Below are 13,728 nucleotides of genomic sequence, written 5' to 3'. Positions count from 1 at the left end.
AGGTCTGCTAATGGGTCTTTCCAAGACAATTGCCGTTCTAACTCTGACTGCCGGACTCACGGTTCTGGCGGCATGTGATTCTTCTGAAGAACGCGCAGAAAAGCACTACCAGTCGGGTCTTGCCTATCTTCAGGCTGGTGATGTGGACCGCGCCCTAGTCGAGTTTCGCAATGTTTTTGACCTGAACGGCAACCACACCGAAGCACGCCGTACCTATGCGGAGGTCGAACGGGGCCGTGGCAATCTGCGTCAGGCGTTTTCGCAGTATCTTCGACTCATCGAACAGCAGCCCGAGGATATGGATACAGCCCGAGCGCTTGCCGAGATCGCGGCCGAAGGCAATGACTGGGAAACTGCAGCCCGATTCTCGGCGAAGGCACTGGAAAAGGCGCCGGGCGACGCTGAGTTAACGGCGATCCGGATCGCGGCGGATTACGGACGCGCCATCGTCGACAATAACGTCTCGGTATTGATCAAGGCAGCGGCCGAAGCGCGGGACCTGCGCAAGACCATACCGGACAACCTGCTGTTGCGGCGTGTCGTCATCGACGACCTGATGCGGGCACAGGATTATCAGGACGCACTTGAGGAAATTGACCTTGCCCTCGAAGTCGCGCCGGATGACCGACCGTTGAGGGCGCAGCGATTGCAGGCACTGGCGGCGGTCGGCGACGACGCCGGGGTAGAGGCTGAGCTGCGTGGCCTTGTCGCACGTTTTCCGAACGCGCCGGAAATGGCGACGACTCTCGTCCGCTGGTTTTCCTCTCGCCAGGAGTTGGACAAGGCAGAAGAATTCCTGCGCAGCCGCATCGATCCGGCCAGCCCCGATCAGGAACGTGTCTTAAATCTCGTTCAGTTCCTTGCTGAGCAGCGCGGACAGCCTGCTGCGGTGGCGGAACTAGAAAAGATCATCGTTGGCGACAATGCCGCACCGGCATATCGTGCGACCCATGCTGCATTCATCTTCGACCTCGGGCGGCGGGACGAGGCAATCGCAGCAATGCGGGAGATTCTGACAACTGCATCGCCCTCCGTCGAAACCCGACGCACAAAGATCGGGCTGGCGAAGATGCTGCTGATCACCGGCGACGCGGATGGCGCACATAAACTTGTCGACGAGGTCCTGGCCGACGATGCCGGCGAGGTTGAAGCACTGAAACTCAAGGCCGGGTGGCTCATCCTTGACGATGCTGTCGGGGACGCAATCGCAATACTTCGTAAGGCAGTCGACGAAAATCCGCGCGACGCGGCCATCCTGACCTTGATGGCGCAAGCCTATGAGCGCGACGGAAACCGTGATCTGGTGCGCGAAAGCCTTTCACGGGCGGTCGAGGTAGCCAACCGGGCACCTGACGAATCCCTGCGTTATGCTCAGTTTCTGGCAAACGAGGGCAAGCTTCTTCCAGCCGAAGGTGTTCTCATCGACGCATTGCGCCTGTCGCCCGGCAGTATGAATCTTCTGACGGCTCTGGGTGAGGTGTATTTGCGTGTTCAGGACTACCCGCGTGCGACCGCGGTCGCCAATGCCCTGATGTCGCTGGAATCCCGCGAAGCCAAATTGGCTGCACAAAACATACAAACAGCGGTCGTCACGGGCCAGGAGGATACCGACAAAGCGGTCTCGTATCTGGAAAAACTGGTCGAAGACGGCAGCGGAGGCCTGCCTGCACGCATTGCCATTCTGAGAACCCATCTCGACAACGGCGAGAACGAGAAGGCTAGAGCCTATTCCAGCAAGCTTTTGGAGTCTGAGCCGGATAACAGGAACCTTCGTTTCATCGACGCCTCAGTGAGGACGCTGACCGGAGATGCAGCGGGTGCAGAGGCAATCCTCCGCGATCTGGTCGATGCCGACCAGCAGCTGTTGCCAGCATGGATCTCGCTCATCCGGATTATCGCGTCTGATGATGACCGCCTGAATGAGGCCTCAAAACTTGTCGCCGAGGCGCTAGAGGTTTCGCCTGAATCTGGCGACCTAAAATGGGCGAAAGCGGGCCTGCTTGAGAGGCAGGGCGACATTCCCGCTGCCATCGCGGTCTACGAGGAAATGTACAAGGATAACAGCGCCAATCCGATCATCGCCAATAACCTCGCCAGCCTGCTGTCAAACCATTATTCCGACCCCGACAACATCCAGAGGGCGGAGGTGATCGCCCGCCGCCTGCGCGACAGCACAGTTCCGGCCTATCAGGATACCTACGGTTGGATTGCATTCCTGCGCGGCGACCACGATGCGGCGCTTGCGGATCTGGAAAAAGCCGCCGCCGCGCTGCCTGACGACCCGGCAGTTCAGTACCATCTTGCCATGGTCTACGACGCAACCGGCCGCGCGCCCGACGCACTCGCGCGCTTTCACAAAGTGCTTGAACTCGTCGACGCGGATCAAAAAAGCCCTGTCGGCGAAAAGGCCCGTCAGCAGGTTCAACGACTTGAAGCCGATGGCGTGACAGTCGGGAATTAGCAGGCAGGATTGTTGCCCGACGGGCACTCTTCGCGTCGCTCATGGGCGACGCCGGTCCGGATTTCCAAGTTAACAGTTTGATTCATAACCGATCAGCCGTAAACTTGAATGGAATCGGGGAATTATTGGGTGTCAAGATGTTCAGAATGTTGCTCGGCTTTATCCTGGCCGTTCTTGTTGTTCCGGCTGCGTTCGCGCAAAGCGGGTATCGCATTCAGTCCGGCGACGTACTTCAGATGGAAGTTCTTGAAGACCCAAGTCTGAACAGAAGCCTTCTTGTCCTGCCGGATGGCACTGTTAGCCTTCCGCTGGTCGGAACCGTAAAGGCCTCCGGACGAAGCCTTGACACCATGCGCAGCACGATCGCAGGGGCGCTTGCACCGAACTTCGCCGCGCCCCCGACGATATTTCTGACCGTTGGACAGCTGAACCCAGTCACGAATGCCGTCAACAATGCGGCCGCCCAGGCGGCGGCATCGCAAGTCCGGCCCTACGGGACGATTGCCGTCTATGCAGTCGGTGAGGTTAACACGCCCGGTCGTATGGACGTTGAAACAGGCACGACGTTGCTGCAATTTCTCGCGGAAAGCGGCGGTATGACCAAATTTGCGGCCACCAAGCGCATCCAACTGCGCCGCGCTGATCGCAAGACCGGAACCGAGACAGTCTATCGCTACAACTACAAAGCCGTTCAATCGGGCGCGAAATCGCCGGTGATCGTCCTGCGTGAAGGCGACGTGATCGTGATCCCGGAAAGACGGTTATTCGAATGACGTTCGAACGATAAAAAGGCAGATGCGGTGGGCACGAGCAGAACTAAGATCGCGGTAATCGCGGCGCTGACTACCATTCTTCCAACCGCGGCGCTCTCTCAGCAAGGGGGCGCTGCCGGTGGTTTGCAGGTGGATATCGGCGTTAATTCGCGACTGACGGTTGATGATAATTTCACGTTGCGCCCCGGCTCTACCGGTACGTCGACGATCTTTGACAACAAGCTGACCTTTGGTCTCAGCAGCACTACCGGAACGCAGCAGTTCCGGCTGAACGGCTCAGGCATATTCCGTTACGCGGACATTCCCGGACGGACAATATCGGGATTCGAAGATCCCAATCTGCGCCTGAGGTACAAGATCGAGAATTCGAACAGCCGCCTCACGGTGTCCGGCAACTACCGGAGCGTCGATCGCGAGTTTCTGGACCCGTTTGCAGTCGAACAGGAAGAGGAAGCGTTCAACGCCACTAACAGCCTGATCAACCCCGGCGCGCCCGAACTCGACACAGACGGTGGTACCAGGACCACCCGCAACGCTGCGGTCCGGTACGAGACGGGCCTGAACGCACCTTTGGGTTTCAGCTTCGGCATGTCGCACGACGAACAGGAGTATTCGGGTCTCGTCATCGTCAACCCGCGCCTTTTCGACACCAGGACCGACCGGATCAACGCGACCGCAACAGCCAAGCTGTCGCCCGTCACAACACTCAGATTTAATGCCGGCCTTACCCGGTATGAAGCGGATGACTCGGTTCAGACCGAACGCGAGACAGTCGACTATTCCGTCGGCCTGACACAAGACATCAATCCTGTCCTTGTTCTCGACGCGCAGATTGGGTGGACAGACGTCGATACCGACACGACCGGCGGGAGCAGCAACCGCAGCGGTACCAACGGGTCTTTGAAACTGTCAAAAACTTTGTCGCGCGGATCGATCTTCGCCGCACTCGACTCCAGCCTGAACCAGAACGGTACACGCACCTCATTGCGCTTCGGACGCGATCTGCAACTGCCAAACGGGAACCTGTCGGCCTCACTTGGCCTGACCCGTACACCGCAGGGCAATACCGATTACAATGCGGCGGTCACGTATGACCACACACTGAAATCGAGCAATATCACCGTCGCGCTCAAGCGGGACGTATCAACCAACAACATCGACGAGGAGATCCTCGATACGCGCCTTACGGTTGGCTATGGCTACCAGATCGATGCGGTCTCCAGCCTCAATCTGTCGATGAACTACGGTCGCACCGAAAGCGCCGATGCCCTAAGCGGTATACCCACCAGAACCCGTGCGACACTCAGCGCAGCCTATTCGAGGGCGCTGACGCAGGACTGGAACATGACCGGTGGCGTCACCTGGCGTCGCAAGACGGATGACACGGCCGGCGATGCGACGTCCAATTCGGTTTTCCTTAGCCTCGACAGGAATTTCAGTTTCCGACCATGATCCAATCGGGATGGTGGCGGAGAGTCGTCGCCGTCCCGTTCACCATGGGACCGGTTGACGCCAAGGTGACCGGGCCAATTCTGAATCCTGTCGTATCGCCGCAAAATTTCGCTTAGGTTGCAGACTATTGTAGCCGAGACAGGACATGACGCATTCAACCCGCCCGGACAGATCATTTGGGACCGATAGCCTGAGTGTGAACCCGGTTGGTTTCACACTCTTTGCGCTGCTCCTCGCGGTATCGGTGCCAATCTTCTGGATCGGATTCGTCTCTCTTGCCGAAGCCTGGTCCACGGCTGAGTACAGCCATGGGCCGATCATTCCGCTGGTCTCACTCTACCTTTTCCTGCGCGAGTTGCGCCGGATGCCGAAAACGGTCGATGGGCCTGTGGTCCGTTGGCCTGGCGTTCTGGTGATCGTGCTTGGACTTGTGGTTGCGACCTTGGGGAATCTGATGCGGGTCCCCGATATCGTGACCTATGCGCTGATTATCTGGGTCGGCGGCGTGGTCCTGACGGTCTTCGGCTGGGATCGCGGGCGACGGCACCAGCTTCCGGTCGTGCATCTCGTCTTCATGCTGCCGCTTCCACAAATCCTCTACTGGAAACTCACGATCTTCCTGCAATGGGTGTCTTCGGCAATCGGCGTCTGGTTCGTGAGCCTGATGGGCGTCGCGGTCTATCTGGAAGGCAATGTAATCGATCTGGGCGTTTACAAGCTCCAGGTCGCCGAGGCCTGTTCGGGCTTACGTTACCTTTTCCCGATCCTCAGCTTTTCATATCTTTTTGCGATCCTCTATCGGGGGCCACTCTGGCACAAACTCGTGCTGCTGCTTTCTGCAGCCCCGCTGACGGTGCTGATGAACTCATTCCGCATTGGCGTGATCGGAGTTCTCGTCGACCGCTACGGAATCGAACAGGCCGAAGGGTTCCTGCATTTCTTTGAGGGCTGGGTCATCTTCATCCTCTGCATCGGCATCCTCTTCCTGATGGCCATTGGCCTGCAACGCCTGACGCCCAATCCGATGCCGCTTGCGGATGCGATCGACCTGGATTTCCAAGGGTTCGGCGGAATATTCGCCCGTATCTTTGCAATCCGGTACTCGGCGGGACTTCTGCTTGCTGTCCTTCTAACCGGTGCGGCGTCACTTGCCTGGAACACGCTACCCGCCCCGCCCGCGACCCCCGTCGCACGCGACCCGCTTGTGCTATTCCCGCGCCAGATCAACGACTGGCAAAGCTATACGGTGGCATTGGAATCCGACATTGCCGGTGTGCTGGGCGCTGACGACTACCTGAACGCGTTCTATCAGCGGCCCGGCGGCGACATGGTCAACATGTTTGTCGCCTACTATTCAAAACAGACCGAAGGACAGGGCATCCATTCACCCGAGGTCTGCCTGCCAACCGGCGGCTGGGAGGTCTATTCCTTTGAGGAAGTGCCGGTGGATATGACCGAGGCCGGATATGGCCGCTTTACCGCCGTGCGGGCGGTCATCCAGAAGGGGCTGGCGCGCCAAATCGTCTATTACTGGTTCGAAGGCCGCGGTAAGCGGGTATCGAACGATGTCCGGGCCAAGCTCAGCGTCCTGAACGACAGCCTGACCCTTGGTCGCACGGATGGCGCGCTCGTGCGCTTTGTCACCCCGATTGGCGGAAACGAGAGCGAAAGCCAGGCGGAGGAACGCCTGCTTGGCTTCATGCGCGAAAGCCTGACAACCCTTCCCCGCTTCGTGCCGTTCTGACTGCGCGGGACCCGAGCCCTTGACCGATGCAGGACCAGACGCATGAATCGCAAGACCCAGCCGCCGCGCGGTCCCGCCATTCGGGTTCCCGTCGGCGTGTGGATTCTGGCCGTAGTCATCGTCGTCCCTGAACTGCTGCTGACCGGCGCCGATCTTGGCCTGTGGGGTAGCGCCTACACGCGGTTGAACGCTTTTCAGTACGGCGGATTCTGGGCCGGGCTACTGGATGACTGGCTGCCGAATTATCGCGGTCAGGCCGTGGTCATGTTCGTGACCTATGGGTTCCTGCATGCGGGGCTGTGGCATCTTGCCCTGAACGTGATGGCCTTGCTCACACTCGCCCCGGACCTGTGGGTCCGATACGGAGCACGGAGGTTTTTTCTTCTCTACACCCTTTCGCAGCTCGGCGGCGGCTTGGGTTTTGGCCTGCTCGGACCAGCAGATGTGCCCATGATCGGCGCGTCCGGCGCGCTCTTTGGTCTGGCCGGTGCCTATTTGGCAAACGGTTATGTCCGTCGCACGCGGTCGGGTTTGCCACTCCGGCCGATATTGCGGGCGCTGCTATTGCTTCTGGCCATCAATCTCTTGCTTTGGTGGGCGCTCAACGGTCAACTCGCTTGGGAAACCCATATGGGCGGCTTCATCACCGGTTGGGTCTTTGCTGCAACCGCGTTCAGACGGTGAGGCATTGACCACACGGTGCCACGGCTTACCTTTCGGGCCGGGCAGCGAGAAAGGAATACAATGACGAGTGGAAAGACCGCCAAGCCCAAAACCACCCGTTTCCAGCGGTTTCTGCGACTGCTTCGTTCGGTTCTCGATCCGCGCGCCTATGCACACGGCCTGAAGGTTCTGAACTACTATAACTACACACACGTCGCCGAGTTGCGGCAGACGCAACGCATTGGAACCCAACGCATCAGCCCGACAGCGAGTTTCGCCAACGGCCGCAACATCACGCTGGGGCACGGCGTGACCATCGGCGCCAATACCAGCATCTGGGCCGGTCCCGGCAAGGGCCGTGTCGTAATTGGCGAGGATGTCCTGATTGCGCCGTCCGTCATGATTACCGCCGCAACCTATCGTTACAACGACGGCAGCCCGGTCACCGAACAGGCAATGGATGAGGCCGACATCACGATCGGGCGGGACGTGTGGCTGGGTTATGGTGCTGTTGTACTCGCAGGTGTGACCATCGGCGATTACGCCATCATCGGCGCGGGCGCGGTGGTGCGAAAGGACGTTCCGGCCTGTGCAATCGTGGCTGGCAATCCTGCAAAAGTCGTCGGGCAGCGGCAGATTCACGAAGCCGACACGGGCCACTAACCGCTTTCTCTGGCGAGCTTACCGCTCGCGGCGAAGCAGGGTCCGTATCAGGTAGCCACGCAGATTGGACATCAGTGCCAGAGAGGTGAGCCCACATGCGACGACCAGCCAGAGCGACCCGTGCTGCAATTGTAGGCCGAGATGCGGCTGTGGCGGATAGTTCCAGTCGCTCACAAGTGCGGCGATACAGGTGAGGGCCGCCACTACGGACGGGACGATCAGCGGCGGCAAAGTCAGTTCCGTCCGCTTTACGACCAGATAGACTGAAACGAGGTATCCCAAAACCTCGGCAGCCATGGCGATATAAATCACCGTCATGACCTCTCCCGTCTGGATCAGTGCGACCCAGGACAGCGGCAACGAGATGACGCGGAACAGGTTCGATATTGCCGAGTTGCCGGACATCTTCTTGGCCAGAGCCACCGTCGAACTGCCCGATTTCATCACTCGGATCGCCTGAACGACCGCAATCGGAACCAGGATATTCAGGATCGGCAGGTATTTGTCCCCGAGCAGCAGATGGACCAGCGGCCCGCCCAAAAGGACAACGCCCAGAATCAACAGAAGACCAATGGCAAGCCCTGCCTCGATCGAGGCAACACCAAGCCAACGGAACGACCCCGGTTTATCGAGAGCGCCAGAAAGTTGTGGCAAAAACAGCGACTGGCAAGCCCCGGCAAGCACCAGCGTCGGCGTCAGTGTCAGTGTCATGGCCATGGAAAAGATCGCAAGCTGACCCATCCCGAGCTCCCGGCCAACGATCAGCCTTTCGCCGTTGAAAACGCCGAACAGTAGTATGCCGTTCAGAAGAAGAGGCCAGCCGAATATCGTCGCACTGCGCATGATCGCGAAATCGAACAGAAGGCGATAGCGCCGTTCAGCCGTAAGGTGCGACAAGACAACCATTGCCACTGCCTGCACCAGCAGTGCCACAAGCATGATCCTGTAGTCGTCGTAGATCAGCGCCAGCGGCCATAGCGCAAGCACCGAAACAAGCGGCGGAACGGCCTGCGCGATGACGGACGGGCCGAACTTCAGATGCCGCTTCAGGCGGTGCATGTCGTAGTGCTGAAGCCCGCTGATCAACGGAATGAACGCGATAACCTGATAGGCCCATGCGACGTGTTCGATATCCATAAACCGCGCATAGGGCACGGCGATCAGGAACAGGACCATACTGGAAAATATTCCGCGCAAAAGCTGGAAGCCCTGCAACGCGTTTTGCATGTGTTCATCGTCGCCATCCTTGTCGACGACAATCATCTGGTTGAGACCGAGATAAGAGAGCATCTCGACCAGAGACATGGAAATCGCAAACGTCGCGGCAATACCGTAGTCCTCGGGGCTGATCAGGCGCGCGACGATCAGATTGCGCAAAAGAAGAAGCGCCGACCCGAAGGCATTGCCCGAAACGAGCATGAGGGCTTTCTTCAGCATCTCAAACGTATTTGTCCCAATTCACTCCGGTCATGATGGTTGTCAGCGCTATTCCGCCAAACCGCAAGCATTCTCACGAGATTTGGCGGGCTTTGATTTACAAACCCCTCCGGAAACTACTTATTCGTCATCGATCTTGCCGCGCAGCGCCTTCACCTGACCCCGCGCCGTCTTCGCCGCAAGCCGCCTCCGCTGGCTTCCCAATGTCGGCTTTGTCGCGATCCGCCTTTTGGGTGCAACCAGTGCCGCACGCACCAGTTCGGCAAGACGCTCACGCGCAATCTCGCGGTTGCGGGCCTGGCTGCGGGTTTCTTCCGCGCGAATTACAATCGCGCCGTCCAATGTCCAACGCCGCCCGGCGAGACGTTTCAGCCGTTTCTTCACCGCGTCGGTCAGATTGGGGCTGCGCTCTGCCTCGAATCTCAGCTCAACTGCGGTCTCGACCTTGTTCACGTTCTGCCCGCCGGGCCCGGAAGAGCGCGAGAAGCTCTCGGTCAGTTCCCAGTCAGCCAGAACGATATCCTCACTGATGCGCAGCATGGTTCCGGTCATAAGCCGGACGGCCGCGGCTGTCCATTTCCGCATGGCCCCAGCGGATCATTCGGGGCCGGATCGCGGCCCCGAACGGCAGTTGTCACGCTACGTCGAACACCAGCGGTTTGACCTGGCTGAACTTGCCGGTGGCCTCAAGCGCGCGCAGCACCTCCGCCTTCGGCGCTTCATCGAGATAGAGAAGCGCGATGGCATCGCCACCCTGCCCTGCACGACCAAGGGTAAAGTTCGCAATGTTCACACCGGCGTCGCCAAGCGTGTGGCCCAGCGTCCCGATGATGCCCGGCACATCCTCGTTCGTCGTATAGAGCATATGCGCCCCGATCTCGGCGTCGATGTTGATGCCCTTGATCTGGATGAAACGCGGCTTGCCGTCGCTGAAGACGGTGCCCGCGATGGAGCGTTCGCGCTTGTCCGTCACCACGGTCAGCTTCATGTAACCGTCAAAGACCCCACCCTTTTCCTGATGCGTTGTGGAGATTTTTACACCCCTTTCCTTGGCGATGATCGGGGCAGAGACCATGTTCACGTCCGGGTTCGTGGCTTTCATGATGCCCGCGATGGCACCGCAATTCAGTGCCTCTAGGTTCATCTTGGCGACGGTACCGTCGTAAAGGATGTTGATCGCCTTCACCGGCTCATCCGTCATCTGGCCCGCGAAGGCGCCGAGATGCTGGGCAAGCTTCAGCCACGGCCCCATGACGGCGGCTTCCTCGGCCGTGACCGAGGGCATGTTGAGCGCGTTCTGCACCGCCCCGGTCAGAAGGTAGTCCGACATCTGCTCGGCCACCTGAAGGGCGACGTTTTCCTGCGCCTCGGTTGTGGCTGCCCCCAGATGCGGGGTGACGACGACATTGGGAAGATGGAAGAGCGGGCTGGCCGTTGCCGGTTCGGTCTCAAACACGTCGAAGGCCGCGCCCGCGACATGGCCCGCTTTCAGCGCCTCGGCCAGAGCCGCCTCATCAACCAGTCCGCCCCGCGCGCAGTTGATGATGCGCACGCCCTTTTTGGTTTTGGCGATGTTGTCCTTCGACAGGATGTTGCGGGTCTTGTCGGTCAGGGGCACGTGCAGCGTGATGAAATCAGCGCGCGCCAGCAGTTCGTCCAGCTCGACCTTGGTCACGCCCATCGCCTTGGCGCGCTCCTCGCTCAGGAACGGGTCATAGGCCACGACCTTCATATGCAGGCCCAGCGCCCGGTCGCAGACGATGCCGCCGATATTGCCCGCACCGATCACGCCCAGCGTCTTGTTGAACAGCTCCACCCCCATGAAGCGGTTCTTTTCCCACTTGCCGTCATGGGTGGAGGTGCTGGCCTCCGGCAGTTGCCGCGCGACCGCGAACATCATCGCGATGGCATGTTCGGCGGTGGTGACCGAGTTGCCGAAAGGCGTGTTCATAACGATCACGCCCTTTTTCGAGGCGGCGGGGATGTCGACATTGTCGACCCCGATCCCGGCGCGGCCGATGACCTTCAGATTGCCGGCGGCAGCGAGGATCTTTTCGGTGACCTTGGTCGCCGAGCGGATCGCAAGGCCGTCATATTGGCCGATCACCTCCAGCAGGCGATCCTTGTCCTTGCCGAGATTGGGGTCGAAATCCACCTCGATCCCCCGGTCGCGGAAGATCTGCACGGCGGTTTCGCTGAGCTTGTCGGAAACGAGTACTTTCGGTGCCATTTTAGCTGTCCTGTCATGCCCGCATCGGCGGGTATCGGTGGAAGGCCCCCGCTTGCGCGGGGGTCACAATTCGATGGGGGTCAGGCCGCGACAGATTGCGCGGCGATCTCGGTCTGGAAGGCCCATTCAATCCAGGGCATGAGCGCCTGAATGTCCGAGGTTTCCACCGTCGAGCCGCACCAGATGCGAAGGCCCGGGGGCGCGTCGCGATAGGCCCCGGCGTCGAGCGCCACGCCTTCCGCTTCCAGCCGTTTCGCGACTGCCTTGGCGAAAGTCGCACCATCGGCGATGCGCTGATCGGTGAACTTGAGGCAGACGCTCGTCGTGGATGCCGTCGCCGGATCGGCTGCCAGATCGGCGATCCAGTCCTTGTCAGCGATAAAGTCGCGCACCGCTTTCGCATTGGCATCGGCCCGCGCGATCAGCGCTTTGCGACCACCGATCGACTGCGCCCATTTCAGCGCGACAAGGTAATCCTCCACACACAGCATCGACGGCGTATTGATCGTCTCGCCCTTGAAGATGCCCTCGATCAGTTTACCGCCCTTGGTCAGGCGGAAGATCTTCGGCAGGGGCCAGGCGGGGGTGTAGCTTTCCAGCCGCTCGACGGCGCGGGGGCTGAGGATCAGCACGCCATGCGCGCCTTCGCCTCCCAGCACTTTCTGCCAGCTGAACGTCACCACATCGAGTTTCTCGAAAGGCAGATCCATCGCGAAGGCGGCAGAGGTTGCGTCGCAGATGGTGAGGCCCTGACGCTCCGCCGGGATCGCATCGCCGTTCGGCAGCCGCACGCCCGAGGTCGTGCCGTTCCAGGTGAAGACCACATCGCGGTCGAAATCGACCGTCGTGAAATCGACGATCTCGCCATACGGGGCTTTCTTCACCACGGCGTCCAGCTTCAACTGCTTGACCACATCGGTAACCCAGCCGTCGCCAAACGATTCCCAGGCCAGCATCTCGACCGGCCTTGCGCCCAGAAGCGACCAGAGTGCCATCTCGACGGCCCCGGTATCCGAGGCGGGTACGATGCCGATGCGATAATCGGCGGGCACGCCCAGCACCTCGCGGGTCAGGTCGATGGCCTCGGCCAGCTTGGCCTTGCCCACGGCAGCACGATGCGAACGGCCCAAGGGCGCATCGCCGAGCATATCAAGGGAGAAACCGGGAATCTTCGTGCAGGGGCCCGAAGAGAAGCGCGGATTGACCGGCCGCGCGGCCGGGATCGTAAGGTCTGTCATGCTATCCTTCCAGATAAGCGCCCCTCGTTGGGGAGGGGTGTCCCGCCGCCAGCGATAGAGCGGCGCGAGGGCTGGCACAAGCGGGAAAAGTGGTCTAGTGCGGCGCTTGAGTGACTAAAACCGACGCCAACAGTCCACTATCGGAAACCTGCCATGTACATCGCCACCCTATTGGCCAACCCCGAACGGGCCGATCTTGACCGTACAACAGTCGAGTCGCTGCGCGACGCCTGGGGCGGGGGTGGGGCGGTCTGGCTCAATCCCGGCATCGCGGCGGAGTTCGCCGTGGCAGAGGTCCCCGCGAACCGCTGGGAGGTATGGCAGGGCTTGCAGGGGATCGGTGTCGATCTGGTGTTGCAGCAGGCCGAGGGGCGGCGGAAGCATATGCTGCTGGCAGATATGGATTCGACCATGATCGGGCAGGAATGCATCGACGAACTGGCCGATATGGCCGGCGTCGGCGCCCGGGTCGCCGATATTACCGCACGGGCGATGAATGGCGAACTGGACTTTGAAGGTGCGCTTTTGGAACGTGTCGGACTTCTCAAGGGTCTGCCCGAAGACGTCATCGGGCAGGTTCTGGCCGAGCGGATCACCTATACGCCGGGTGGGCGCGAGCTGATCGGGACGATGAAGGCCAATGGCGGTTATGCGGCTTTGGTCTCGGGCGGGTTCACGGCGTTTACCTCTGCCGTCGCAGCCCATCTCGGTTTTGACGAAAACCGAGCCAATACGCTTCTGACCGAAGGTGGCCGCCTGACCGGGGACGTCGGACGCCCCATTGTGGGCCGAGAGGCCAAAGTTGCGGCGCTGAAGGAAATCTCCGCTCGGCTGGGCATCACCCACGACGCAGTGATGGCGGTTGGGGACGGCGCCAACGATCTTGGCATGCTATCGCTTGCCGGGGCCGGGGTGGCGCTGCACGCCAAACCATCCGTCGCGGCACAATGCGATATCCGCATCAATCACGGCGACCTGACCGCCCTTCTCTATATTCAGGGTTACGCGGTCAACGATCTCGCCTGATCTGAACGAGTGCGCACAGGCGGGTCAGATCCCCGAGGCAC

At 60.2% G+C, this 13,728-nt stretch carries 11 protein-coding genes; 7 read left to right on the top strand and 4 right to left on the bottom strand.

The annotated features are described in order from the left end of the window. Window positions 1-10 precede the first annotated feature (10 nt). The 6 genes from QKW60_RS19840 to QKW60_RS19815 all read left to right on the top strand — a co-directional run bounded on the left by QKW60_RS19840 (window position 11) and on the right by QKW60_RS19815 (window position 7,756). Complete coding sequence (locus tag QKW60_RS19840; RefSeq protein ID WP_282371314.1) at window positions 11-2,461, top strand: tetratricopeptide repeat protein; 2,451 nt, start codon at window positions 11-13, stop codon at window positions 2,459-2,461. 41 nt (window positions 2,462-2,502) lie between these two features. After that, on the top strand, window positions 2,503-3,234 hold the full coding sequence (locus tag QKW60_RS19835; RefSeq protein WP_282371312.1) for a polysaccharide biosynthesis/export family protein: 732 nt from the start codon (window positions 2,503-2,505) through the stop codon (window positions 3,232-3,234). 27 nt (window positions 3,235-3,261) lie between these two features. After that, the gene (locus tag QKW60_RS19830; RefSeq protein WP_282371310.1) at window positions 3,262-4,686 is read left to right on the top strand and encodes a TonB-dependent receptor; all 1,425 of its coding nucleotides are present in this window, start codon (window positions 3,262-3,264) and stop codon (window positions 4,684-4,686) included. A 145-nt stretch (window positions 4,687-4,831) separates the two neighbouring features. Continuing rightward, window positions 4,832-6,430, top strand: coding sequence for a VPLPA-CTERM-specific exosortase XrtD (xrtD, locus tag QKW60_RS19825; protein ID WP_282371308.1), 1,599 nt, complete (start codon window positions 4,832-4,834; stop codon window positions 6,428-6,430). 42 nt (window positions 6,431-6,472) lie between these two features. Continuing rightward, window positions 6,473-7,114 carry a rhomboid family intramembrane serine protease gene (locus QKW60_RS19820; RefSeq protein WP_282371306.1) on the top strand — a complete coding sequence of 214 codons (642 nt, stop codon included), beginning with the start codon at window positions 6,473-6,475 and terminating at the stop codon, window positions 7,112-7,114. Window positions 7,115-7,174: 60 nt separating this feature from the next. Continuing rightward, entirely contained in the window at window positions 7,175-7,756 is a 582-nt protein-coding gene (locus tag QKW60_RS19815) for an acyltransferase (protein WP_282371299.1), read from the top strand. A gap of 18 nt (window positions 7,757-7,774) precedes the next feature. On the opposite strand, the gene QKW60_RS19810 is transcribed toward QKW60_RS19815, so the two are convergent. From QKW60_RS19810 to QKW60_RS19795, 4 genes are all read right to left on the bottom strand, one after another. Further along, window positions 7,775-9,193 carry an oligosaccharide flippase family protein gene (locus QKW60_RS19810; RefSeq protein ID WP_282371298.1) on the bottom strand — a complete coding sequence of 473 codons (1,419 nt, stop codon included), beginning with the start codon at window positions 9,191-9,193 and terminating at the stop codon, window positions 7,775-7,777. Between the two features lie 120 nt (window positions 9,194-9,313). Continuing rightward, window positions 9,314-9,733, bottom strand: coding sequence for an alternative ribosome rescue aminoacyl-tRNA hydrolase ArfB (gene arfB / locus QKW60_RS19805; RefSeq protein WP_282371297.1), 420 nt, complete (start codon window positions 9,731-9,733; stop codon window positions 9,314-9,316). A 94-nt stretch (window positions 9,734-9,827) separates the two neighbouring features. After that, complete coding sequence (gene serA, locus QKW60_RS19800; RefSeq protein ID WP_282371296.1) at window positions 9,828-11,423, bottom strand: phosphoglycerate dehydrogenase; 1,596 nt, start codon at window positions 11,421-11,423, stop codon at window positions 9,828-9,830. 80 nt (window positions 11,424-11,503) lie between these two features. Next, window positions 11,504-12,661, bottom strand: coding sequence for a phosphoserine transaminase (locus tag QKW60_RS19795; protein WP_282371295.1), 1,158 nt, complete (start codon window positions 12,659-12,661; stop codon window positions 11,504-11,506). A 153-nt stretch (window positions 12,662-12,814) separates the two neighbouring features. Here QKW60_RS19795 and serB point away from each other — a divergent pair, with 153 nt between their 5' ends. Next, on the top strand, window positions 12,815-13,687 hold the full coding sequence (gene serB, locus QKW60_RS19790) for a phosphoserine phosphatase SerB (protein WP_282371294.1): 873 nt from the start codon (window positions 12,815-12,817) through the stop codon (window positions 13,685-13,687). Window positions 13,688-13,728 lie beyond the last annotated feature (41 nt).

Source organism: Albidovulum aestuarii, assembly GCF_029961185.1.
GTDB classification, from domain to species: domain Bacteria; phylum Pseudomonadota; class Alphaproteobacteria; order Rhodobacterales; family Rhodobacteraceae; genus Albidovulum; species Albidovulum aestuarii.
The sequence above is the reverse complement of the archived record's forward strand: the minus strand, read 5'-3'. Positions and strand labels throughout refer to the sequence as shown.